Here is a 22,513-nt window from a genome sequence, read left to right as displayed (position 1 = left end):
GAACCGGCGCCGGTGGTGGCGGTCAGGCCGCCAGTCCGCCGCCCCGGCGGCCGCGGCGGGCCCGGATGTAGTCGGAGACGACGTACGAGCCGAGCTCGTCCGCGTCCGGCGCGAACACCCGGCCGCCGTTGCGGCGGGCCAGGCCCTCGACGAAGCGGCGCAGGCCCTCGTCGTCGCCGAGCATGAACGTGTTGAGCGTGGCGCCGTAGCGGGTGAGGTGGTCGACCTCGGTGAGCGTGGCGCGCAGCGTTTCCACGGTGGTCGGCCAGTCGAAGTACGCCTCGCCGTCCGCGTCCAGGTGCGCGGTCGGCTCGCCGTCCGTGATGACCAGGACCACCGGCTCGGCCTGCGGGTGCCGGCGGAGGTGACGGCCGGCCAGCATCAGGGCGTGCTGCAGGTTCGTGCCCTGCAGCCGGGTCGGTTCGATCTCCGCCAGTTCCTGCTGGGTGAGGCGCACGGCGTACCGGTTGAATCCGATGATCTCCAGCGCGTCCTGCGGGAACTTCGTGGCGACCAGGTGGGACAGCGCGAGCGCGGTCTGCTTCATCGGCCCCCACCGGCCGTCGGCGAACATCGAGTACGACAGGTCGACCAGCACGGCGACGGCGGCCGACGCGCGGCGCTCGGTCTCGGCCACCTCGAAGTCGTCCGGCTGGAGCCGGAGCGGCAGCGGGGCGGACCCCTGCGAGGCGGTACGCCGGATCGCGTTGCCGAGCGTGCGCACCACGTCCAGCGGCTGTTCGTCGCCGAACTCCCACGCGCGCGACGCGCCGGTCAACTCGCCGGCCGCGCCCGCGGAGCGCAGGTCGTGCTGGCCCCGGCGACCCTCGGCGAGGTGCGCGAAGACTTGCCGGAGCGCGGTGCCGCCGAGCCGGCGCAGCGCCTTGGGGCTGAGCGTGAGCCCGTCCTGGCCGCGCTGCACCCAGCCCTGCCGGCGCAGTTCCCGTTCAAGATCACGCAGCCGGCGTACGTCGTCCGCCGCGGACCGGCCGAGCTGCCGCTCGACGGCCTCGACGTCGACGTCGTCCAGCGTGGCGCCGGGGTGCTCCTGGCCGAGCTGGTCGATCAGGTCGTCCAGGTCACCGATCTCCTCCAGCGCGCCGGCCGCGTCGCCGTAGCCCAGCTCGCCGCGCCCCTGCACGCGCTCGCGACCGCCCCAGTTGAGGTTGGGCCGCAGCGTGCGCAGGTTGTCGGTGAGCGCGGCCAGCTGCTCGGCCAGCCCGGAGTTCCCGAAGGCCTGCGCCATCAGGTTCTCCAGCTCCTCGCGCTGCTGGGCGGAGAGCGAGCGCATCAGCCGCTCCCCCGCCGCGGCCCGGCGGGCCAGCGCGTCGATCAGCTCGTCGACGTCCCGCGGATTCTCCGGGAAGAACTGGCCGTGCCGGCGCATGAACTCGGCGAACGCGTCCGTGGTGTCCTCGCCGCGCGCGTGCCGTTCCAGCAGCGCGTTCAGGTCGGTCATCATCTCGGCCATCCGCGCGGCGGCCTCCGGGTCGTTCTGCAGCGCCTGCTTCATGCCGGCGAAGCGCTGCTCCAGGACCTCCTGCCGGAGACCCTCGAGGATCTGGTCGTACAGCCGCCGGGCCTCGTCGCTGGTCCACCGGTAGTCGGACAGCTCCTCGACCGCGCGCGCCGTGGACCTCGGCAGGTTGTCCAGCTGCGCGTGCTTGAAGATCGCCTCGGGGTCGTCGCTGCGGTTGAGCGCGTCCTTCTCCGCGGCGAGCGCCTGGTCGAGCAGCGCGCGCGAGCGGGTGACCGCGCCGTCCAGGTTGCCCCGGCGCATCGCCTCGCGGCGCATGCGACGGGCCCGGGCCGCGAGGTCGTCCAGGCCGCGCTCGCCCCGCGGGCCGCGGCGGAGCAGGTCGCGCAGCGCGTCCCGGAGGTTGCGGCCCTCCAGGATCTCGCCACCGACCTGGTCCACCGCGGCGCGCACGTCGAACGGCGGGGCGAGCGGGTCGGGCCCGTCCCGCCACGCGCCGTACCGGAAGCGGTTTCCGGCCATCTCAGCTCCCGTAGATCGTGCGGCCGTCGTCGGTGACGTCCTTGGCCAGCCGCCGGGTCAGGTGCAGGCCCTCCAGGACCAGCTCGACGCCGGCCGCCGCCTCGCCGCGGGTGGGCGCGTCGCCGAGCCCGAGCCGCTCGAGGACCTTGGCCAGGCCGGGCACGGTGCCGACCTGCGCCAGCAGCTCGTCCGCGCTGACCATGTCACCGCTCTCGATGATGGTGCCGTCCGCGGCCAGGTCCGTGAAGCCGGACAGGTCCAGCCCGGACAGCCGGGCACGGAACGTGTCCGCCACCGCGAGGCGCAGCAGGTGCGCCAGGATCTCGATCTCCCGGCCCTCCTCGCCGCTCTCGAACTCGACCTTGCCGCGCAGCGTGGAGACGATCGAGGTGGTGTCCGCGACGCGCGCGACCGGCTGGGCCTCACCGCGCAGCCCGGCCCGGCGCAGCGCACCGGCCGCCACGGTCTCGGCGGCCGCGATGGCGAACCGGGCGCTGACGCCGGAGCGCTGGTCCACGCTCGGCGACTCGCGCACCGCGCGGGCGAACCGGGCGACGATCTCCAGCACGTGCTCGGGCACCTCGGCGGCCAGGTCCGCCTCCTGCTTGACCAGGTCGAGTTCAAGATCAAGATCGACCGGATAGTGGGTACGGATCTCCGCGCCGAACCGGTCCTTCAGCGGCGTGATGATCCGGCCGCGGTTCGTGTAGTCCTCCGGGTTCGCGCTGGCGACCAGCAGGATGTCCAGCGGCATGCGGAGCTGGTAGCCGCGCACCTGGATGTCCCGCTCCTCCAGCACGTTGAGCAGGCTGACCTGGATGCGCTCGGCCAGGTCGGGCAGCTCGTTGACCGCGAAGACGCCCCGGTTGGTGCGCGGCACCAGACCGAAGTGAATGGTCTCCGGGTCGCCGAGCGTCCGGCCCTGGGCGATCTTGATGGGGTCGACGTCGCCGATCAGGTCGCCGACGCTGGTGTCCGGGGTGGCCAGCTTCTCGCCGTACCGCATGGAGCGGTGCAGCCAGGCGATCCTGGTGTCGTCCTTGTTCTCGATCACGTGCTGCCGCGCGGACGGGGTGATCGGGTTCAGCGGGTGCTCGTTGAGCTCGGAGCCGGGGAGCACCGGCGTCCACTCGTCCAGCAGGTTGACCAGCGAGCGGATCAGGCGGGTCTTGCCCTGGCCGCGCTCGCCGAGCAGCACCATGTCGTGCCCGGCCAGCAGCGCGCGCTCGACCTCGGGCAGCACGGTGTCGTCGTAGCCGACGACGCCGGGGAAGCGCGCCTCCCCGCTGCGGAGCTGGGCGAGCAGGTTCTCCCGCAGCTCCTCCTTGACGGTACGGAAGATGTGCCCGGCGGCCTTGAGCTCCCCGATCGTGCGGGGCAGGCCGGCGGGCGGGTTCGGCACAAGCGCCTCTGGCGTTTCTGTCACCCACCGAACCTAGCCCGCGAAACGGAGGCTCCGCCGCTTTTGTTTGTCCGCTGGCGGCTGAAAAATCGGCTGCTCCCGTCGCGGACGTACGTCAGGCTGATCATCGTTCTTGTTGTTCCGAGGGGAGGAACGTCACCGTGGAGAAGATCAACGAACGGCTCATCAACTGGGCCAGCATCCTCGAACCGAAGACCCGTGAGCAGGCGGAGCGTACGTCCACGCTGCCGTTCATCTTCCCGCACCTCGCGCTGATGCCGGACGCGCACCTGGGCAAGGGCGCGACCGTGGGCTCGGTCATCCCGACGCTCGGCGCGATCATCCCGGCCGCCGTGGGCGTGGACATCGGCTGCGGCATGGCGGCCGTGAAGACGCAGTTCCACCGCTCGTCGCTGACCGGGAACCTGTCGGCGCTGCGCGAGGCGATCGAGCGCGCGATCCCGCTCTCCGCCGGCGGGGTGAACTCGCGCCTGTCGGACACCGCGGCCGCACGGATCGCCCACCTGACCCGGCTGGCGGACAAGGCGGGGTTCAACCCGGCGGACTTCGCGGCCAAGTGGGAGCTGCAGCTGGGCTCGCTCGGCTCCGGCAACCACTTCATCGAGTGCAGCACGGACGAGAACGGCATGGTCTGGCTGTTCCTGCACTCCGGTTCGCGCGGCGTCGGCAACCGGATCGCCGGCCACCACATCCAGATCGCGCGCGACCTGATGAAGCGGTACTGGATCGACCTGCCCGACCTGGACATGGCGTACCTGGCCGAGGGCACGGACGAGTTCGAGGCCTACATCGCGGCGCTGAACTGGGCGCAGGAGTACGCGCTGCTCAACCGCGAGGAGATGATGGACCGCCTGGTGGCCTGCTTCTCCGAGTGGCAGGGCGAGGCCGTGATCGAGTCCGAGCGGGTCAGCTGCCACCACAACTACACGACCCGGGAGAAGCACTTCGGCCGCGAGGTGTGGCTGTCCCGCAAGGGCGCGATCAACGCGGCGCGCGGCGTGGCCGGGCTGATCCCCGGCTCGATGGGCGACGCGTCGTACGTGGTGGTCGGCAAGGGCAACCCGGTCGCGCTGAACTCCGCGCCGCACGGCGCGGGCCGCAACTACTCGCGATCGGCCGCGCGCCGCGCGTTCACCCGCGACCAGCTGCGCGAGGCGATGAAGGGCATCGAGTACCGCGACACGGACGCGTTCATCGACGAGATCCCGCAGGCCTACAAGCCGATCGACCAGGTGATGACGGACGCGGCCGACCTGGTCGAGATCCGCCACACGCTGCGCCAGTTCGTCAACGTCAAGGGCGACTGAGGTTGCGTGTCCTTTGTAGGGTCTCCCCGTTGCTTTCGACCGACGGGGAGACCGATGAATCACCTGTTCCGCACGCTCGGCGTCGTGGCCCTGACCGTGGGCGCGCTCGCGGTCCCGGCCGCCGCCCAGGCCGCCGCCGCCCCGGCCGTGCTCGGCACCGCGACCGATGTGGACGCGGCCGGTAAGCCGATCCCGTTCCCGATCCAGCGGGGCGAGTCCGTGCCCGTCACGGTGGGCGTCCACAACTACGGCGCCGAGCCGGTCTCCGGTGTGCTGGTGCGCATCTACGCGCTGAACGACCTGGACCTGCCGAAGGACTTCACCAACTGCCGGTACTTCACCGACAGCAACCTCGACGGCGCCTGGTGCTCGTTCGACGGGGAACTGGCCGCCGGCGGTACGTACGCGACCGCGCAGTTCGAGATCGCCGCGACACCCGACGCCCAGCCCGACCGGGTGCAGTCCGTCATCTTCTCCTGGACCCCGAAGGCCGAGGCCGACCTCGGCGGCGACATCGACGCCCTGGCCGCGGCCGACAGCAGCGGCGGCGTCGTACCGGTGGCCGGCACCAAGACGGCGCTCACCCTCGCACCGCGCGCCCTCACGGTGCCGGCGCAGCCCTCCCGGGTCGGCTTCGCCTATCCGAGGCTCGTCACCCCGTCCGCCACGGCCTCGCCCACCGCGTCCCCGGCCGCCACCGCCTCCGGCACCGCCGCCGCTCCCGCCCCCACCTCCACTCCCACCTCCGCTCCCGCTCCCGGCGGTGAGGGTGGCGGTCTCCCGGTGACCGGCGCGAACACCGCCGTGATCGCCGGCGTCGGCGCGCTCCTGGTCCTGGCCGGCACCATCGGCTTCCTCCTTGCCCGCCGCCGCACCCGCTTCATCTCCTGACACGCTGTCCGCCGGCCGGCCGCGTAGCGTTCTCCGTCTCTCGAAGGGCGTTCCGCAGCCGGCGCGGCCTGCCCGGCCGCGCCGCGCTGGGCCCCGTTGGGCTACACCCCGGCCGACGCCGCCGGCCGGGCCGCACCCGTTCTGTTTCGATGCCGCAGCCCGCACCGCACCCAAGCCGACGCCGCCAGCCGCGCCACGCTGGGTCCGGCCAGGCGCCGCAGCTCACCGCACCAAAACCGACGCCGCCAGCCACGCCACGTGCGGTCCCGCCACGCGCCGCAGCCCGCACCGCACCAAAACCGACGCCGCCAGCCACGCCACGTGCGGTCCCGCCACGCGCCGCAGCTCACACCGCACCAAGACCGACGCGGCCAGCCGCATTCGGTCTGGGCCGGCGCCGTAAGCCGCACCGCACCGTGGCCGACGCCGCCGGCCACGCCACACTCTGTCCAGGCAGGTGCCGCACCTCGCACCTACGCGCCCGGCGGAGCGGCGGTCCGGGTGGATGCCGTCGAGGGTTGGTGTGGGTGGCCGCATCGGTGAGGTGGTGGGCCACGCCGCGCGGGGCGCGTGACCTGGGCGGGGGTGAAGGCGTCGGCCGTTCCTGGTTGACGATGGCCCCGGCAGGGGACAATGGGCGGCATGGCTCCGCTACCCCGCCCCGCTGACCTGTTCGGCCACGGCCGTGCCGTGCTGGAGGGGGCCGCGCTCGGCGCCGCCTCGCTCGGCGGCGTCGCGCACCGCGCGATCGGGCGGGCCGCCCGCGACAACCCGGCCGGGCGGGCCGCCGCCGGGGCCGCCCGCACCGCGGTGGACGTGGGGCTGCTGGCCGCACAGGGCGCGATAGGCGCGGCGCAGGGTGCGCTCAACATTGCGCAGGGCGTGATCGCCGGAGCGCCGGGCGTCGCCGGTGCGGCCCGGGACGCGGCGACCGAGACGGCGCGCGGTGCGGTCTCCACCGCGGTCGCGCTGGCCGGAGCCCCCGGACGACTGCTGACCGTGCTGAGCGACGTGGAGACGCTCACCGCCCGGGTCGGCGCCGCGGTCGACACCGCCGAGGCCCTGATCAGCCGCGTCGAGACCACGGTCGGCACCGCCGAGGCCCTGGTCATCCGCGCCGGCGAGATCGTCACGACCGCCGGCGCCCTGGTCACCCGCGCCGACGGCACCATCACCACGGCCGACGGCCTCGTCCTGCGCGCCGGCACCACCATCGACCAGGCCGGAACGCTGGTCACCCGCGCGAGCGGCACCATCGACGAAGCCGGCACGCTCGTCACCCGCGCGAGCGGCACCATCGACGAAGCCGGCACGCTCGTCACCCGCGCGAGCGGCACCATCGACGAAGCCGGGACGCTGGTCGGGCGGGCTGGTGACACCATCGACGACGCGGGGCTGCTGGTCGTCCGGGCGGGTGGCGCCATCGATGAGGCCGGGGCGCTGGTGGCGCGGGCCGGGACGACGATCGGGCGGGCCGAGGCGCTGGTCACCCATGCGGATGAGGCGATCAGCGGGGCGTCGGGGCTGATCACGCGGGCCGAGCATGCGGTGACGGCGATCGAGGCGCTGCTGGGTGAGGCCGGTGGGCTCCTCGGGCGTGCGGGTGAGGCCGTGGGCACGGCCGGGACGCTGGTGACCGAGGCGGAGGCCGCGATCCGCGAGGTGGTGCTGATCAGCGCGGCGGCCACCACGGCGATCGAGGAGGCGGCGCGGATCATCGAGGCGGCGACGCGGGTCGCCGGGTCCGCCGAGGGCGTGGTCTCCGGCGCGGAGAAGGTGGCCGGCCGCGCGTCGGCGCTGGTCGCGCGGGTGGAGAGCACGGCGGTCACGGCGGACGAGTTGCTCGCGTCGTACGCGCCGACGCTCTACCGGGCCGCGCCGATGGCGCACCGGTTCGTGGAGCAGCTGTCGGCGGAGGAGGTCACCGCGGCGATCCGGCTGATCGACGAGTTGCCGAAGCTGACCCAGCACGTCACGCAGAACATCCTGCCGATGCTGAGCACGCTGGACCGGGTCGGCCCGGACATTCACGAGCTGCTGGAGGTCACCCGGGAGCTGCGGCTCGCGGTCGCCGGTATCCCGGGCCTGAAGATGCTGGCCCGCCGCGGCGACCGGCTGACCGAGAACGCGGACTGATCCCTCAGCCAGTCACAACTGACCGGTCAAACGGACATCGCTGACTGATGGATCAGCAAGCGCTGACCGGCAGCTCAGGATGAGCGCGACCCTGTCCGCCGAGGGGCGGCACGCCCCTTCGGCTACTGCGGTGGATAGGGCGGTTGCGGCGGCACGGACTGCTGATACGGCGGACCGAACGGCTGCGGAGCCGGCGGCTGCTGCGGTTGCGCAGGAGCCGACACCTGCGGACCCGGCCGGTACGGCTGCTGCCCCTGCGGAACAGGTGGCTGCGAGCCCGTCGGGTGCGGCGCCCGGAGCTGCGGACCCGGCCCGTGCGGCGGCTGAACCTGCGCGGCTCGACTCGCTCGCACCTTGCGGACCAAGTGGGTCAGATACACCAACGAGCCCGCCAGCAGACCCAGATCGTCCAGCAGAATCGGGTCCGGCAGCAGGTCGACCGGCGAGATCGTGTAGATGATCGCGCCCCAGAACGCGAACTTGCCGCCCGCCCCCAGCTCCGTCAGCATCCGGCGCATCTTCCACACCCGGAAACCGAGGACGATCACGCCCGCCAGCATCGCGAGCGCGAGCAGGGCGATGCCGGCGATCAGCAGCCGGTCTTCCACAGACATACCGCTACCGTAGCGCTCCCGTCACTCCCCCGCCCCGCGACGAGCCGCGGTCATCCATGAGTGAGACGGGACCGTCCGGCGTGCGTGACCTCACGGATGCAGCACGCAGAACTCGTTGCCCTCCGGGTCGGCGAGGACCTCGAACGGCTCGTCGCCCGTCTGCCCGATGTCGACGCGCCGGGCGCCGAGCGCGATCAGCCGCTCCACCTCCTCGTCCACCGTGGTCCCGGGCGCCGGTGTCAGGTCCGGATGGTTCCGGTTCTTGTCCCGCTTCACCGCCCCGCCCGGTTGCAGCCACACGGTCGGCGCGTACGCGGACGAGGGGTACAGCTTCGCGGCCCCGTCGTCGCCGCGTTCCGTGCGGTAGCCCAGCGCGGCGCTCCAGAACGACGCCATCAGCTCCACGTCGAGCACGTCGATGGTCCACTGTGTGAGGCGTACCGTCATCGTCCCCCCTGTGCCGCCAGCTCCGTCTCCAGGAGATCACGAGTTCCCTCGTCGAAGGCGACCAAACGGACGACGTCCACGCCGGTACGCGTGCCCAGCAGCGTCGACACCGCGATCCGGGCCGCGTCCGCGGGCGGGTACCCGTACACGCCGGTGCTGATCGCCGGGACGGCGAGGCTGCGCACGCCGAGCGCGTCCGCGACCTCCAGGCACCGCCGGTAACAGGAGGCGAGCAGGTCCGCCTCGCCGTATCCACCGCCCTCCCACACCGGCCCCACCGTGTGGATCACGTGCCGGACCGGCGGGTCCAGGCGGAACGCGGGCGTGGCGACCGCGTCGCCCGGGTCGAGCGGTGCGAGCCGGGACCCGGCGGCCGCGAGCTCCGGCCCGGCCGCCGCGTGCACCGCCCGGTCCACTCCGCCGCCGCCGAGCAGCGACTCGTTGGCGGCGGTGACGATCGCGTCGACGTGCTGCGTGGTCAGGTCGCCGAGCACGACCTCGATCGCGGGCATCAGGTGAGCCGCTTCAGGAGAGCGGCCTCGGTGTCCGGGTCGAGGCCGAGCGGCGGCCGGTCGTCACGCTGGGGTGCGACGCCGCCGATGGAGCGCAGCCAGGCCCAGGTGTCCGCGACCGTCTCCGCGACCGGGCGGCAGCGCAGTCCGGTGGCGAGCGCGCGGGACACGTCGGACGTGTGCATCGCGTCGTGCGTCTCGCCCGGCGGCAGCCAGATCGGCAGGTCGGTCCAGGGTTCGACGCCCGCGTCCAGGATCGGCTCCGGGTCGGCCCAGCGCAGCGCGGCGGAGGCGCCGGTGGCGTCGGCGCACGCGGCCAGCAGCGACGACATGGTGGCGTGGCCGGGCGGACTGACCAGGTTGTACGCACCGCCGAGGCCGGCCGCGAGCGCGTCGAGCGTCCACTCGGCGAGGTCGCGCACGTCGACGTACTGCAGGGGCAGCGACGCCGGCCCGGGCGCGAGCACGTCGCCGCCGCGCGCGATCCGGGTGAGCCACCAGGGCAGGCGGCCGACGTTCTCTTGCGGGCCGAGGATCAGCCCGGCGCGGACCAGCAGCGCCCGGTCGCCGAAGTGCTCGATCGCGGCCAGTTCCCCCGCCCGCTTGATGCCCGCGTAGTCCGCGAGATCGTCGGACGGCGGGACCAGCGGCGCGTCCTCGGCCGCACCCCGGGGAGCGGGCCACGCGTACACGGAGCGGCTGGAGACGTACGCGTAGGAGCCGGCGACCGAGGAGAGCAGCGACGCCGACGCCGTGACCGCCGACGGCGCCCAGCTCCACGTGTCCACCACCGCGTCGAAGGACCGGCCGGACAGCGCCGCCAGCCCGTCCGGCGCGGTCCGGTCGCCGCGCAGTGACACCACCCCGGCCTGTGTCACGGTGTGGCGGCCGCGGTTGAGCACGGTCACCCGCCACCCGCGCGCGACCGCGGCCTCCACCACGGCCCGTCCGACGAACTCGGTCCCGCCCAACACCAGCAGCCTCATGCCGTTGAGATTGCCGGAAATCCCGCGGAATGCACTCTGCCTACAGCAGAAGCCCGACCTTCGTGTACCCGCGCAGCAGGTCACGGGAGATGATCAGCCGCTGCATCTCGTCCGTACCCTCGAAGATCCGGTAGAGGCGCACCTGCCGGTACCAGCGCTCGATCGGCAACTCCCGGGTGTATCCCATGCCGCCGTGGATCTGGAGCACGCGATCGACCACGTTGTTGACCATGCCGGCGCCGTAGAGCTTCGCCATCGACGAGGCGTGCCGCGGGTCGAGCCCGGCGTCCACGGTCCACGCCGCGCGCAGCACCAGCATGCGCGCGGCCTCCAGCTCGACCTCGGAGTCGGCGATCATCCACTGGATCGCCTGGTTCTCGCCGATGGCCTTGCCGAACGTCTCCCGGGTGCGCGCGTGCTCCAGCGCCATCTCCAGCGCGCGTTCCGCGATGCCGATCGCGTGCGACGGGATCGTGTACCGCCCCTTGCCGATCCACTGCATGCCCAGCTCGAAGCCCTGCCCGATGCGGCCCAGCACGTTGCGGGACGGCACCCGCACGTCCTCGAAGATCAGCGACGCCGGCCCGCCCTCGCCCATGGTCTGGATGAACTCGGACCGCCACCCCATCGCGCGGTCGACCAGGAACGCCGTGGCCCCTCCGCGCCGGGCCCCCAACTCCCGGTCGGTCACCGCGACCACGATGGCGAAGTCGGCCTCGTTGCCGTTCGTGATGAACGTCTTCTCACCGTTGAGGACCCAGTCGTCGCCGTCGCGCCGCGCGGACATCCTGATGTTCGCCGCGTCCGAGCCCGCGCCCGGCTCGGTGATCGCGAAGCACGAGATCCGCTTGCCCTCGATCGTCGGCAGCAGGAACTCCTCCTTCTGCTCCTCGGAGGCGTGGAAGAGGATGTTGTCCGCCTCGCCGCCGAACCGGAACGGCACGATCGTCCGGCCCAGCTCGGTCCAGATCAGCGACTGCAGCACGGCCGGCAGCGCCATCCCGCCGTACTCCTCGGGCGTGGCCAGCCCCCAGAATCCGAACGCGCGCGCCTTCTGCTGCAGCTCGCGCAGTTCGTCCAGGCGGAGGCCGGGCTCGTGCGCGCGCTCCCGGCGCAGCACCGTGTCCTCCAGCGGCAGCAGTTCCCTCTCCACGAAACTCCGGACCGTGTCCCGGATCGCCTTTTCCTCGTCGCTCAGCGAGAAATCCACCGGAAAGCTCCCTCTCAAGAGATGGCGTTGATGCCGGTCAGCGCCCGGCCGATGATGAGCTGCTGAATCTGGCTGGTGCCTTCGTAGAGCGTCATGACGCGCGCGTCGCGCAGGTACTTGCCGACCGGATACTCGTCGATGTATCCGTACCCGCCGAAGACCTGGAGCGCGTTGTTCGCGCACCGGACCGCGGCCTCGCTGGCGAACAGCTTCGCCATCGACGACTCGGTGGCGAACTCGGCGCCGCGGTCGATCAGGTCGGCCACCCGCCAGGTCAGCATCCGGGCCGCCGCGGTGTCCACCGCGATGTCCGAGAGCAGTTGCTGGACCAGTTGGTGGCCGGCGATCGGCTTGCCGAACTGGGTGCGCGCCGTGGCGTAGGAGACGGCCGCGTCGAGGCAGCCGCGCGCGATGCCCACGCACCCGGCGGCCACCGACATGCGCCCCTTGGCCAGCGCGGACATGGCGATCCGGAAGCCCTTCCCCACCTCGCCGACCAGCGCCGTTCCCGGCACCCGGACGTCGTCGAGGGCGAGCGACGCGGTGGCCTGTCCCCGCAGCCCCAGCTTCCCCTTGATCTCGTGCCGGGAGAAGCCCGGAGCATCCGTGGGTACGAGAAACGCGCTCACCCCCCGCGGCCCCTCCCCGCCGGTGCGGGCGAAGACGAGCGCGAGGTCCGCCCACGTACCGTTGGTGATGAAGGTCTTCGCGCCGGTGAGCAGCCAGTCCGTGCCGTCGGCCACCGCGCGCGTGGTGAGCGCGCCGGCGTCGGAGCCGGTGCCGGGCTCGGTCAGCGCGAAGCAGCCGAGCGCGTCCCCCGCGCACAGCCGGGGCAGCCACTCGGCCTTCTGCGCGTCCGATCCGTACCCGTTGATGGTCTTGGCGACCAGGCCGAGCGAGACGGAGAGCACGCCGCGCACCGCCGAGTCGCCGCGGCCCAGCTCCTCCAGGACCAGGCAGTACGCCAGGTGGTCGCCCTCCGACCCGCCGTGCGCGGCCGGGATGGTGAGCCCGAGGAAGCCCAGGTCGCCGAGCTGCTTGACGATGCCGGGGTCGATCGACTCGCGGCGGTCCCACTCGGCCGCGTGCGGCAGCAGCTCGCGGTCGGCGAACCGCGCGGCCAGCTCGCGCACGGCGTCCTGTTCCGGTGAGAGTGCGAGATCCATGGTGCGTCCCCCTGTCCGCGGGCGGCCCGACGCCATTAAACTAGCGCCGTTAGTTTTATGAAGTCCAGGGAGACATTCCGATGCCCAGGCCGAAGCAGGCCCTCCTGAGCCGGGAGCGGATCATCGCGACCGCCACCACGCTGATCGACGAGGAGGGGCTGGCCGCGGTCTCCACCCGGCGGCTCGCGACCGAGCTGGGCGTGCGCGGCCCGTCGCTGTACAACCACTTCGCGACGAAGGACGAGATCCTGGACGCGGTCGCCGACTCGATCACCGAGCGCGTCGACATCGGCGTGTTCGCGGATCGGCCGTGGCCGGAGGCGCTGCGGGCCTGGGGCCGTTCCTACCGGGAGGCGCTGGCCGCGCATCCGAACATCGTGCCGTACCTGGCACAGGGCCCCGGGCGGCGGCCGGCCGCGCTGCGGATGGCGGACGCGGTCTACGGCGGCCTGGTGCGCGAGGGCTGGCCGCCGGCCCGGGCCACGCACATCGGCGCGCTGATGCGGTACTTCGTGGCCGGGTCCGCGCTCGGCTCGTTCGCCCGCGGGTTCGTGGAGGACCCGAGCCTGTACGCGGAGGACTACCCGCACCTCCACCAGGCACATCGGCTCGCGGAGCACCAGCGCAGCGTGGACGAGGGCGCGTTCGCGCTCGGCCTGGACGCGCTGATCGACGGCCTGACGCTCGCCTACGAGCGATTCGGGTACGGTGAAAACTTGCGGCGCTAGTTTTATGATCTCTTCACCGACGAAGGGGCACACCGATGGACCGCTTCTACATCGACGGCGCATGGGTGGCACCGGCCGGCCGGGACACGATCCCGGTCGAGGATCCGGTGCACGAGACGATCATCGAGCACGTCCCGGCCGGCACCGCCGAGGACGTGGACCGCGCGGTGGCGGCGGCGCGGCGGGCGTTCCCGGCGTGGGCCGCCGCGGACCCGGCCGAGCGCGCGGCGCACCTGGACAAGCTGCACACCGTGCTGGCCGGCCGGGCCGACGAGATCGCCCGCACGGTCGCGCGCGAGCTGGGCTCCCCGATGAAGGTGGCAACCGCGGTGCACGCCGGGCTGCCGCTGACCGTGCTCCGGTCCTATGCCGACCTGGCCGCGCGGCCGTTGCCGGAGGAGACGATCGGCAACTCCACCGTGGTCCGCGAGCCGATCGGCGTGGTCGGCGCGATCACCCCGTGGAACTACCCGCTGCACCAGGTGGTGGCGAAGCTGGCGCCCGCGCTGGCCACCGGCTGCACCGTGGTGCTGAAACCGAGCGAGATCACGCCGCTGGTGGCGTACCTGCTCTTCGACGCGATCGACGCCGCGGGCCTGCCGCCGGGCGTGGTCAACCTGGTCACCGGCACCGGCCCGGTGGTCGGCGAGGCGGTCGCGGCCCACCCGGACGTGGACCTGGTGTCGTTCACCGGCTCCACCCGGGTCGGCGCGCGGATCAGCCACCTCGCCGCGGACCGGATCGCGCGCGTGGCGCTGGAGCTGGGCGGCAAGTCCGCCAACGTGATCCTCGCCGACGCGGACCTGACCAAGGCCGTCAAGGTCGGCGTGGGCAACGCGTTGCTCAACTCCGGGCAGACCTGCACCGCCTGGACGCGCATGCTCGTGCACTCGTCCCGCTACGAGGAGGCGGTCGAGCTCGCCACCGCGTCCGCCGCGCGGTACACGATGGGCGACCCGTTCGACGAGAACACGCGCCTCGGCCCGGTCAGTTCGCGGGCCCAGAAGACCCGGGTCCGGGGGTACGTGGAGAAGGGCCTCGCCGAGGGCGCCCGGCTCACCACCGGCGGCCTGGACGCCCCGGTCCCCGCGACCGGCCACTTCGTGGCGCCCACCGTGCTGGCGGACGTGCTGCCGGACGCGACCGTGGCGCAGGAGGAGATCTTCGGCCCGGTGCTGTCGATCATCCCGTTCGCGGACGACGACGACGCGGTGACCATCGCGAACAACTCGCGGTACGGGCTGGCCGGCGGCGTCTGGTCCGGCGACGAGGAGCGCGCGCTGCGGGTGGCCCGGCGGATGCGTACCGGCCAGGTCGACATCAACGGCGGCCGGTTCAACCCGCTCGCGCCGTTCGGCGGCTACAAGCAGTCCGGCCTCGGCCGCGAGCTGGGCCCGCACGGCCTGCACGAGTTCCTCGAGACCAAGGCCATCCAGCGGTGACCACGGCCCGCGGCCTGATCGCGCGCGGCTCGTCACTGACCGTCGAGGACTTTCTGCTGGACCCGCCCGGCGAGGGTGAGATCGAGGTGGAGATCGGCGCGGCCGGCGTCTGCCACTCCGACCTGTCCATGGTCAACGGCACGCTGGCGCCGTCGTTCCCGCTGGTGCTGGGCCACGAGGCGGCCGGCACCGTGATCGCGGCCGGCCCCGGCGTGACGCGCGTGGCGCCCGGCGACCGGGTGGTGCTGAACTGGTCGCCACCGTGCCGGGACTGCTGGTTCTGCGCGCGCGGCGAGCCGTGGCTGTGCGAGACCTCCGGCGCGCCGTCCGCGCCGCGCGGCACGCTGCCGGACGGCACGCCGCTGCACGTCACGCTGGGCCTGGGCGCGCTCGCCACCCGCGTGGTGATCCCGGCCCGGGCCGCCGTGGCGGTGCCGGCCGAGCTGTCGTTCGCCGACGCGGCGTTGCTCGGCTGCGCGGTGCTGACCGGCTTCGGCGCGGTCCGCAACACGGCCCGGGTCGCGCCCGGCGAGTCCGTGGTCGTGTTCGGGCTCGGCGGCGTGGGCCTGTCCGTGGTCGGCGCCGCACGCGCCGCCGGGGCCGGGCCGATCGTGGCGGTCGACGTGTCGCCCGCCAAGGAGGCGCTGGCGATCGCCGCGGGTGCCACCGACTTCCTGGTCGCGGACGACGCGCTCAGCCGGGCGATCCGCGGCCTGACCGGCGGGCGCGGCGCGGACGTCACGTTCGAGTGCGTGGGCCGGGCCGCGACGATCCGGTCCGCGTACCGCAGCGCGCGCCGCGGCGGGCGGGTCACGGTGGTCGGCATGGGCGCGCGATCGGACATCGTGGAGCTGTCCGCGCTGGAGCTGTTCCACTCCGGCCGGACGCTGCGCGGCTGCGTCTACGGCGCCGCCGACTTCGACGTGGAGATTCCGCGCCTGGCGGCCGCGGTGCTGGACGGCACACTGGACCTGCGCCCGCTGGTCACCCATCACGCCACGCTGGACGAGTCGCCGGCCGCGTTCGCCCGGATGAGCCGCGGCGAGGGCGCCCGTACCGTCGTCCTGCTGTCCACAAAACGCAGCTGATCCGGAAAACGACGCCAGGGCTCGCTTTTCCAGCATTTTTCGGGATATGACCGTTCAGGCGACTATCGAAATGGCCGGTCGACGTACCCACTGTCCGCCGATGCGGTACGTAGTTGGGAGTTAGGTAGATCACAGAAGTGCTACGTTGGAAACGTGTTGGAGCTAGCAGCGGGGACATGGTGATGACAACAGTTGACGATCTGGCTGCGGAGGCACTCTTCGTCTCGTGCCTGCAGCCGTCGCAGCGCCCCACCTGCGAGGCGGTCCAGGCCGAAGTGACCCGGATGATCCTGCGCCTCGGCAGTGAGGGATGTGCCGCCGTGATGGCGGCCGAGTTCGGCGACGATCCGGATACCGCCGTGCGGCGGATGCTCTGGGTGCGCGACACACTCGCGGTGGCGTATCCGGAGATCACCGCACTGCGCAAGGCCGCGGCCGTCGCGCGCTGAGCCCGGTGCCCTCGGGCCTTTCCAGGCACCGAGGGCCCGGCTCGCTTCACCGCTTCCGGCGGTCCGCCCGCCTCACCGGCGGGCGCGGGTTGATTCCCACGGACGGCAGCTCACCGTCGCGGGTCACGGGCACGATCGGCGCCCGGCGGCTGCGGATTCGGGTATCGGGTGCATCGGCGTACGGCTGCATCGAGTCAACGACCCCCTCGGCTGTCCGTCTCCCGGCCCGGTGGACCGGCGAAGGGTGAGACGCCGAGATCGCGCCCGAGGTTCCTGATGGCGACGTGCGCCACTACCGGGAACCGTACCGGCGCATCGGTGATTTGATCGTCGTCATGAGCGACACCCCTGCCGTACGCGCGGTCGCCGCCGCCGGGATCGCCCACGAGGTGATCACGCACGGCCCGGTCTCGAGCCTGGCCGAGGCCGCCGCCGCCCGGCGCGCCGAGATCCGCGACGTGGTCAAGACCATCGTCGTCCGCCGCGGCCCCGACGACTACCTCTTCGTGCTGGTCCCCGGCGGCCGGATGATCTCCTGGCCCAAGCTGCGCACGCTGCTCGGCGTCAGCCGCCTCTCCATGCCGGACGCCGCCACCGCCAAGGACGCCACCGGCTACGAACGCGGCACCATCACCCCGTTCGGCGCCACCACCCCCTGGCCCGTCATCGCCGACGAACGCATCACCGGCCGCCAGATCTCCCTCGGCGGCGGCGCCCACGGCACCGCCATCACCCTCTCCGCCGACGACGCCATCACCACCCTCTCCGCCACCGTCGCCGACGTCACCGACCCGGAACCGGCTCCCTGACGGGCCTCTTCAAGATCAAGGCCTTGATCTTCCCGCTTCCGGCGCGGTCGCGGTCCGCACGCTCCCGCGGGCAAACCTCGCCGCGGGCTCCGACTCCGCCGGCGCTCCGCTCCGCTCGCGGCGACGGAGCCGGTCCCGGCGCGGCCGGCCAGAACCGGGCGCCCCCCGCCGCCACTCACGTCCCGCGGCGCGCGTAGCGTTCCGCCGGCCGCTCCGCCCCGCGGGCGACATCGGAGCCGGTCCCGGCGTGGCCGGCCAGAACCACCCGCCCCCGCCGCCGCTCACGTCCCGCGGCGCGCGTAGCGTTCCGCCGGCCGCTCCGCCCCGCGGGCGACATCGGAGCCGGTCCCGGCGTAGCCGGGCACACCCCGCGCCAATCGCCGCCGCTCGCGTCAGGCGGCGCGCGTGACGGTCCGCCGCTGGAGACGGCGATCTCGGCGGCGGCGAAGCCGCCTCCACGCGGGGCTTCCCGGTCGCGGGCAAGCCGCGGGCCGTCCCGCGGGCAGGCCAATTCCGCCACCCCGGCCGCTCCTGGACCGCCTCCGGCGGCAGCTGCGGCGCGTGGTCGCGTTCGGCGCCGCGGATCGCACGCGCGGCCACGAACACGGCCAGGAAGCCGGAATCCCGACGTGCGCCGGGGGCGGGGCACGCTGCGTAGCCGCAAGATCAAGCCCGTCTTCAGCCAGCGATCCCGCGGTCGTTATGTCCGGAAAGCGAATATCCGCAACCTGGCCGCCTGCCGATCAACCGCCTACGTCCCCATGAGCCACTGACTAAAGATACGTAGAGCACGTTCTGAGCCGCTCACTACGTGCTCTACGCATCTTTAGTCGCCAACACCCCAGTGGCCACACCCACATGAGCCGATATTTCGGACAGAGGTGTCAGTCAACAGTCGGCGCGAGGGAAGCGTTATGTGGCGGCCTTCTCCAGGGCGGCGAGGTCCTGTTCGCGGGACGCGGCGATGCGGGCGGCGAGGGCGGTGGTCTGCGGGTCCGTGCCGACCTCGCTCTCGCTGCCGGAGATCATGGCGACCTGGGCCAGGTAGTCGCGCAGCGAGGTGGTGACGCCCTCGTCGAAGGCGGCACCCTGGGCCTGGGCGAGCGTGGTCACCTCGTCCGGCGTGACCATGCCGGGCATGTTGTGGCCCTCGTGCGGGTTCGTGTCGGGCAGGCCGGTGCGGGCCAGCAGCGCGCGCAGCTCGACCGCCTCGGCGCGGTGCGTGTCGCGGAGCCGGGCCGACAGGTCCCGCAGCGGTGCCGACGACGCGCGTTCGGCGGCGATCTCCAGCAGCGGTACGAGCTGCTCCGTCATCGGGATCATCAGCTGGATCCAGGCCACGTCCGTACCGTTGAAGGTGCTCGACGTCGCCACGCTGGGCGCGGACGGCGGGGCGGCGGCCTCCGGCGCGGGATCGGCGCAGCCGGAGGACAGGGCCAGCACCGGTACGACGAGCGCCGCCCACCAGGCCTTGTACCGCACGAATCCCCGCCTCTCGGAGAGCGCTCTCATCGGGGCACAGTCTGGCGAGCCACCCAGATGGTGTCAACCGGAGGCAGCGCCATTATTTCGGTCGGTGCCCGCTCGATCAACCGCTAGCCTTCGGCCGTGGGCAGCGATTACCTCGACATCAACCGCCGCAACTGGGACGAGCGCGCCGGCCTGCACGTGGCCGGCTACCGGCTGCACCGGTTCGTGGACGATCCGGCGTTCCTCAGTGACACCGTCCGCTTCGACCTGCCGCGGCTGGGTGACGTCTCCGGCCTGGACGCGGTGCACCTGCAGTGTCATCTCGGTACGGACACGCTGTCGCTGGCCCGGCTCGGCGCGCGGATGACCGGCCTGGACTTCTCCCCCGCGTCGCTGGCCGAGGCGCGGCGTCTCGCCGAGGCGGCCGGCGCGGACGTGACCTACGTCGAGTCGGACGTGTACGGCGCGGTGGACGCGCTCGGCGCGCACCGCTTCGACCTGGTCTACACCGGGATCGGCGCGATCGGCTGGCTGCCCGACATCCGGCGCTGGGCGCGGACCGTGGCGGGGCTGCTCCGGCCGGGCGGACGGCTGTTCATCCGGGAGGGCCACCCGATGCTGTGGACCATCGACGAGCGGCGCGACGGTGACCCGCTCGCGGTCGAACTGCCGTACTTCGAGACGCCGGAGCCGCTCGTCTGGGACGATGCGGAGACGTACGTGGCGACGGAGCGGAAGCTGACCAACACCACCACGCACAGCTGGAACCACGGGCTCGGCGAGATCGTGACCGCGGTGCTGGACGCGGGCCTGCGGCTGACCGGGCTGGCCGAGCACGACTCCGTGCCGTGGAACGCGCTGCCGGGGCGCATGCACCAGGCCGGCGAGTTCGGCGAATGGCACCTCACCGACCGGCCGGAGCGGCTGCCGCTGACCTACACGCTGCGGGCCGTCGCGGGCTGAGCCGGGACCGCAAAGACTCAGGTTCGCTGCCCGGCCGCCGTATGGACCCGCACGGGGTTCCACGACGACTGGAGAGAGATGCGCGCAGCATGGTGGCGTGACGCTCCGCGTGGCTCCGCGGTCCGGCAGCTCATCGGCGGCTTCGCCGTGCTCACGGTGTTGCTGCTGGTCGCCGGCGTGGTGCGGTGGTCGATGATCGGCCAGCTGACCGCGTCCGCCCGAGTCCTCACCGAGGCGATCTACCCGGCCGGCGCCGCCAACACCCGCGCGCTCCAGGCGCTCACCGACGCGGAGACCGGCATCCGGGGGTACCAGCTGACCGCGGACGCCCGCTTCCTCGACTCGTACCTGCGGGGTTCCGCCGCGTTCGTACCCGCGATCGAGGACGCGCTCAGCCACACCGACGATGCCACGCTGCGCCGCCTGCTGGAGACCGAGCGCGCGCTCGGTGAACGCTGGTTCACCGAGTTCGCCGCGCCGATCGCGGCCGGGCCGGGTGGGCCCGCGGCCGTCAGCACGGCCTGGGACGCGGTGGGCAAGCAGTGGACGGACCGGTTCCGGGCCGCGCACCGCGAGGCCGAGCAGTGGCTGGCCGACAAGCAGAACCAGGTGGTACGTACGATCAGCCGGCTGGTCCCCATCGCGGACGCCACCACGGTGGTGCTGTCGCTGCTGAGCGTGGCGTTCGTGCTGCTGCTCGCGGTGCGTGTGGTCCGTGGCGTGGGCTTGCCGCTGACCAACCTGACCCGCACGCTGCGCCGGCTGGCCGCGGCCGAGCACGGCGCCCGGGCCACCGTGTCCGGCCCGGCGGAACTGCGCGAGGCCGGCATCTCGCTGAACACGCTCGCCGAGGAGAACGACCGGCTGCGCCGCCTGCTGCAACAGCAGTTGGAGACGCGCGCGCTGGCCCGCGCGATCGGCGGTGCGATCGGCGACGCGCTGGAGACCGACGTGATCCTTCAGGAGGTGGTCGACCGGCTGGGCGTCGCCATGCGCGCGGACCGGGTCTGGATCCGGCTCGGCGGCGGCACGCCCCGGGCCGCGCAGTGGTACCGGCCGGGTCTGGAGCCGATGCTGCTCGACCGCGCCGTACCCGGGAAGGATCTCAGCCGGCAGGTCGGCGTCACCGACGAGGCGCGCGGCGTGATCAGCGTCGAGTTGGACGGCCGCCGCCAGGTCACCGACGACGACCGGCAGCTGCTCGACCTGGTGGTGGAGGACCTGAACCGCGCGCTGCACCACGCCGCGCTCTACGCCCAGCAGCGCGCGGTCGTGCTCGAGTTGCAGGCGCTGGACCGGCACAAGGACGAGTTCGTCTCCACCATCTCGCACGAGCTGCGGACGCCGCTGACCAGCATCCAGGGCTACCTGGAGGCGATCCAGGACGACATGTCCACGATCCCGCCGGCGCAGCAGCGGATGCTCGGGGTGGTCGACCGCAACGCCCGCCGGCTGCTCAACCTGGTCGAGGACCTGCTCACGCTCTCCCAGGTGGAGGCCGCCAGCACGGAGCTGGACAAGCGGCCGGTCCGGATCGCCAGCGTGGTCGAGCTGGCCACCACCTCGCTGGCGCCGATGGCGGACGGCGCGGGCATCGTCTTCACGGTCGACAACCGGGCCCGTGACGCCCACGTGGCGGGCGACCCCGAGCTGCTCGAACGCGCGCTGCTGCACCTGCTCTCGAACGCGATCAAGTTCACGCCCGGGCCGGGGCACGTCACGATCCGGTGCGCGATCCCGAACAGCCGGCCGGACCACGTCGAGATCACGGTCAGCGACACCGGGATGGGCATCCCGGTCGAGGACCAGGCCAACCTGTTCCGCCGCTTCTACCGCGCGGCCAACGCCAGTGAGCAGGCGATCCAGGGCTCCGGCCTGGGCCTGGCGATCACGCGCAGCATCATCGAGGGCCACGGCGGCGACATCAGCCTCGTCTCCGAACTCGACCAGGGAACCCACGTCACCATCAGCCTCCCGGTCTCCCTCACCCCGGCCCTGATCTGACCGGCACGCTCCGGCCCACCGGCGGCGGGACGCGCGGCCGGAAAGCGGCGGGCACGGATGCCGCGGATCGTGGTGACCGGCGGCGGGACCGGCTCCGACGCGGCGGCGGAGCGGCGGCGGAGCCGCCGCGAGGTTGGCCCGCGGGAGCATGCGGGCCGCACCACGCCGGGAGCGGGAAAATCGGTTTCCCGCGGAAGCTGATCGAAACGGAAGATCTCACGGGTGTACGGCGGCGGCCAGCGCCGCGTGTACGTCCTCGTCGGTGAGCTGGGCGAAGTCGTCGTAGAAGGCGCCGACCGCGCGGAAGTCGGACGGGCAGTGGAGGCAGAGGACCGCGTCGGTCTCGGCGGCGAGCAGGTCGCGGGCCTCGGGCGTGCAGACCGGGACGGCCAGCGCCAGGTGCGCGGGGCGGTGGGCGCGCAGCGCGCGGACGGCGGCGCGGGCGGTGACGCCGGTGGCGAGGCCGTCGTCGACGACGATCACGATGCGGCCGGTGATCTCCGGGGCCGGGCGGGTGCCGCGGTAGGCGGTGAGGCGGCGGTGTGCCTCGGTGCGCTCGCGTTCGACGGCGACGGCCAGGTCGTCCGGGGTGAGACCGAGCCGGTGGAGCGAGTGCGCGTCGAAGATCGGGGCGCCGGAGGCCGCGACCGCGCCGATGCCGAACTCGGGGTGACCGGGCGCGCCGATCTTGCGGGCGACCGTGACGTCGAGGTCGCCGCCGACGTGCCGGGCGATGATCGCGGCCATGGGTACGCCGCCGCGCGGCAGGCCCAGGATCAGCGGGCGGCCGGCGGGCAGCGTGCCGAGGTGCGCGGCGACCGTCGCGGCGAGGCGGCGGGCGGCGGCGGTGCGGTCGGCGAACCGCATGC

The 22,513-nt window shown here is 73.0% G+C and carries 20 protein-coding genes; 10 read left to right on the top strand and 10 right to left on the bottom strand.

The window, feature by feature from the left end; translation table 11 throughout:
• Positions 1–22: 22 nt before the first annotated feature.
• Positions 23–1,999 carry a hypothetical protein gene (locus tag J2S41_RS03030; protein ID WP_310362741.1) on the bottom strand — a complete coding sequence of 659 codons (1,977 nt, stop codon included), beginning with the start codon at positions 1,997–1,999 and terminating at the stop codon, positions 23–25.
• 1 nt (position 2,000) lies between these two features.
• On the bottom strand, positions 2,001–3,425 hold the full coding sequence (locus J2S41_RS03025) for a sigma 54-interacting transcriptional regulator (RefSeq protein ID WP_310362739.1): 1,425 nt from the start codon (positions 3,423–3,425) through the stop codon (positions 2,001–2,003).
• A 137-nt stretch (positions 3,426–3,562) separates the two neighbouring features.
• Between J2S41_RS03025 and J2S41_RS03020 the strand changes: the two genes are divergently transcribed.
• The 3 genes from J2S41_RS03020 to J2S41_RS03010 all read left to right on the top strand — a co-directional run bounded on the left by J2S41_RS03020 (position 3,563) and on the right by J2S41_RS03010 (position 7,756).
• Complete coding sequence (locus J2S41_RS03020; protein WP_310362737.1) at positions 3,563–4,729, top strand: RtcB family protein; 1,167 nt, start codon at positions 3,563–3,565, stop codon at positions 4,727–4,729.
• A gap of 54 nt (positions 4,730–4,783) precedes the next feature.
• Entirely contained in the window at positions 4,784–5,620 is an 837-nt protein-coding gene (locus tag J2S41_RS03015; protein WP_310362734.1) for an LPXTG cell wall anchor domain-containing protein, read from the top strand.
• A gap of 642 nt (positions 5,621–6,262) precedes the next feature.
• Positions 6,263–7,756, top strand: coding sequence for a hypothetical protein (locus J2S41_RS03010; protein ID WP_310362731.1), 1,494 nt, complete (start codon positions 6,263–6,265; stop codon positions 7,754–7,756).
• Between the two features lie 122 nt (positions 7,757–7,878).
• Here the strand turns inward: J2S41_RS03010 and J2S41_RS03005 are convergent, their stop codons facing one another.
• From J2S41_RS03005 to J2S41_RS02980, 6 genes are all read right to left on the bottom strand, one after another.
• Positions 7,879–8,370, bottom strand: a complete 492-nt coding sequence (locus J2S41_RS03005; protein WP_310362729.1) for a YkvA family protein — start codon at positions 8,368–8,370, stop codon at positions 7,879–7,881.
• 90 nt (positions 8,371–8,460) lie between these two features.
• A complete protein-coding gene (locus J2S41_RS03000; RefSeq protein ID WP_310362726.1) occupies positions 8,461–8,817 on the bottom strand; it encodes a VOC family protein in 357 nt (118 codons plus the stop codon).
• A complete protein-coding gene (locus J2S41_RS02995; RefSeq protein WP_310362723.1) occupies positions 8,814–9,329 on the bottom strand; it encodes a macro domain-containing protein in 516 nt (171 codons plus the stop codon). The genes J2S41_RS03000 and J2S41_RS02995 overlap by 4 nt, the downstream gene beginning before the upstream one ends.
• On the bottom strand, positions 9,329–10,315 hold the full coding sequence (locus J2S41_RS02990; RefSeq protein WP_310362721.1) for an NAD-dependent epimerase/dehydratase family protein: 987 nt from the start codon (positions 10,313–10,315) through the stop codon (positions 9,329–9,331). The genes J2S41_RS02995 and J2S41_RS02990 overlap by 1 nt, the downstream gene beginning before the upstream one ends.
• 40 nt (positions 10,316–10,355) lie before the next feature.
• Positions 10,356–11,525 (bottom strand): acyl-CoA dehydrogenase family protein, encoded by a 1,170-nt coding sequence (locus J2S41_RS02985; RefSeq protein WP_310362720.1) that lies wholly within the window; start codon positions 11,523–11,525, stop codon positions 10,356–10,358.
• A 14-nt stretch (positions 11,526–11,539) separates the two neighbouring features.
• Positions 11,540–12,691, bottom strand: a complete 1,152-nt coding sequence (locus J2S41_RS02980; RefSeq protein WP_310362719.1) for an acyl-CoA dehydrogenase family protein — start codon at positions 12,689–12,691, stop codon at positions 11,540–11,542.
• 80 nt (positions 12,692–12,771) lie between these two features.
• On the opposite strand from J2S41_RS02980, the gene J2S41_RS02975 reads away from it, so the two are divergent.
• The 5 genes from J2S41_RS02975 (at position 12,772) to J2S41_RS02955 (ending at position 17,207) form a co-directional block, all read left to right on the top strand.
• Complete coding sequence (locus J2S41_RS02975) at positions 12,772–13,419, top strand: TetR/AcrR family transcriptional regulator (RefSeq protein ID WP_310362716.1); 648 nt, start codon at positions 12,772–12,774, stop codon at positions 13,417–13,419.
• 35 nt (positions 13,420–13,454) lie between these two features.
• Positions 13,455–14,861 carry an aldehyde dehydrogenase family protein gene (locus J2S41_RS02970; protein ID WP_310362713.1) on the top strand — a complete coding sequence of 469 codons (1,407 nt, stop codon included), beginning with the start codon at positions 13,455–13,457 and terminating at the stop codon, positions 14,859–14,861.
• A complete protein-coding gene (locus tag J2S41_RS02965) occupies positions 14,858–15,949 on the top strand; it encodes an alcohol dehydrogenase catalytic domain-containing protein (protein ID WP_310362710.1) in 1,092 nt (363 codons plus the stop codon). Before J2S41_RS02970 ends, J2S41_RS02965 begins: the two co-directional genes overlap by 4 nt.
• A 182-nt stretch (positions 15,950–16,131) precedes the next feature.
• Positions 16,132–16,398 carry a hypothetical protein gene (locus J2S41_RS02960; protein WP_310362707.1) on the top strand — a complete coding sequence of 89 codons (267 nt, stop codon included), beginning with the start codon at positions 16,132–16,134 and terminating at the stop codon, positions 16,396–16,398.
• Between the two features lie 335 nt (positions 16,399–16,733).
• A complete protein-coding gene (locus J2S41_RS02955) occupies positions 16,734–17,207 on the top strand; it encodes an aminoacyl-tRNA deacylase (protein ID WP_310362704.1) in 474 nt (157 codons plus the stop codon).
• Between the two features lie 912 nt (positions 17,208–18,119).
• Here J2S41_RS02955 and J2S41_RS02950 read toward each other — a convergent pair.
• The gene (locus J2S41_RS02950; protein WP_310362701.1) at positions 18,120–18,719 is read right to left on the bottom strand and encodes a DUF305 domain-containing protein; all 600 of its coding nucleotides are present in this window, start codon (positions 18,717–18,719) and stop codon (positions 18,120–18,122) included.
• Positions 18,720–18,815: 96 nt separating this feature from the next.
• On the opposite strand from J2S41_RS02950, the gene J2S41_RS02945 reads away from it, so the two are divergent.
• Together J2S41_RS02945 and J2S41_RS02940 are read left to right on the top strand one after the other, a co-directional pair.
• Entirely contained in the window at positions 18,816–19,640 is an 825-nt protein-coding gene (locus J2S41_RS02945; protein ID WP_310362699.1) for a class I SAM-dependent methyltransferase, read from the top strand.
• Between the two features lie 78 nt (positions 19,641–19,718).
• Entirely contained in the window at positions 19,719–21,644 is a 1,926-nt protein-coding gene (locus J2S41_RS02940) for an ATP-binding protein (RefSeq protein ID WP_310362696.1), read from the top strand.
• A gap of 216 nt (positions 21,645–21,860) precedes the next feature.
• Here the strand turns inward: J2S41_RS02940 and J2S41_RS02935 are convergent, their stop codons facing one another.
• Complete coding sequence (locus tag J2S41_RS02935) at positions 21,861–22,511, bottom strand: phosphoribosyltransferase (RefSeq protein WP_310362694.1); 651 nt, start codon at positions 22,509–22,511, stop codon at positions 21,861–21,863.
• Between the last annotated feature and the right edge of the window lie 2 nt (positions 22,512–22,513).

Source organism: Catenuloplanes atrovinosus (genome assembly GCF_031458235.1).
In the GTDB taxonomy this organism is placed as follows: domain Bacteria; phylum Actinomycetota; class Actinomycetes; order Mycobacteriales; family Micromonosporaceae; genus Catenuloplanes; species Catenuloplanes atrovinosus.
The sequence above is the reverse complement of the archived record's forward strand: the minus strand, read 5'-3'. Positions and strand labels throughout refer to the sequence as shown.

Coding starts and splice junctions, on each gene's coding strand:
- J2S41_RS03030 (WP_310362741.1), bottom strand. CDS start 1,999: ATGGCCGGAAACCGCTTCCGGTACGGCGCGTGGCGGGACGGGCCCGAC.
- J2S41_RS03015 (WP_310362734.1), top strand. CDS start 4,784: ATGAATCACCTGTTCCGCACGCTCGGCGTCGTGGCCCTGACCGTGGGC.
- J2S41_RS03010 (WP_310362731.1), top strand. CDS start 6,263: ATGGCTCCGCTACCCCGCCCCGCTGACCTGTTCGGCCACGGCCGTGCC.
- J2S41_RS03005 (WP_310362729.1), bottom strand. CDS start 8,370: ATGTCTGTGGAAGACCGGCTGCTGATCGCCGGCATCGCCCTGCTCGCG.
- J2S41_RS03000 (WP_310362726.1), bottom strand. CDS start 8,817: ATGACGGTACGCCTCACACAGTGGACCATCGACGTGCTCGACGTGGAG.
- J2S41_RS02995 (WP_310362723.1), bottom strand. CDS start 9,329: ATGCCCGCGATCGAGGTCGTGCTCGGCGACCTGACCACGCAGCACGTC.
- J2S41_RS02990 (WP_310362721.1), bottom strand. CDS start 10,315: ATGAGGCTGCTGGTGTTGGGCGGGACCGAGTTCGTCGGACGGGCCGTG.
- J2S41_RS02980 (WP_310362719.1), bottom strand. CDS start 12,691: ATGGATCTCGCACTCTCACCGGAACAGGACGCCGTGCGCGAGCTGGCC.
- J2S41_RS02975 (WP_310362716.1), top strand. CDS start 12,772: ATGCCCAGGCCGAAGCAGGCCCTCCTGAGCCGGGAGCGGATCATCGCG.
- J2S41_RS02970 (WP_310362713.1), top strand. CDS start 13,455: ATGGACCGCTTCTACATCGACGGCGCATGGGTGGCACCGGCCGGCCGG.
- J2S41_RS02960 (WP_310362707.1), top strand. CDS start 16,132: ATGACAACAGTTGACGATCTGGCTGCGGAGGCACTCTTCGTCTCGTGC.
- J2S41_RS02955 (WP_310362704.1), top strand. CDS start 16,734: ATGAGCGACACCCCTGCCGTACGCGCGGTCGCCGCCGCCGGGATCGCC.
- J2S41_RS02950 (WP_310362701.1), bottom strand. CDS start 18,719: ATGAGAGCGCTCTCCGAGAGGCGGGGATTCGTGCGGTACAAGGCCTGG.
- J2S41_RS02940 (WP_310362696.1), top strand. CDS start 19,719: ATGCGCGCAGCATGGTGGCGTGACGCTCCGCGTGGCTCCGCGGTCCGG.
- J2S41_RS02935 (WP_310362694.1), bottom strand. CDS start 22,511: ATGCGGTTCGCCGACCGCACCGCCGCCGCCCGCCGCCTCGCCGCGACG.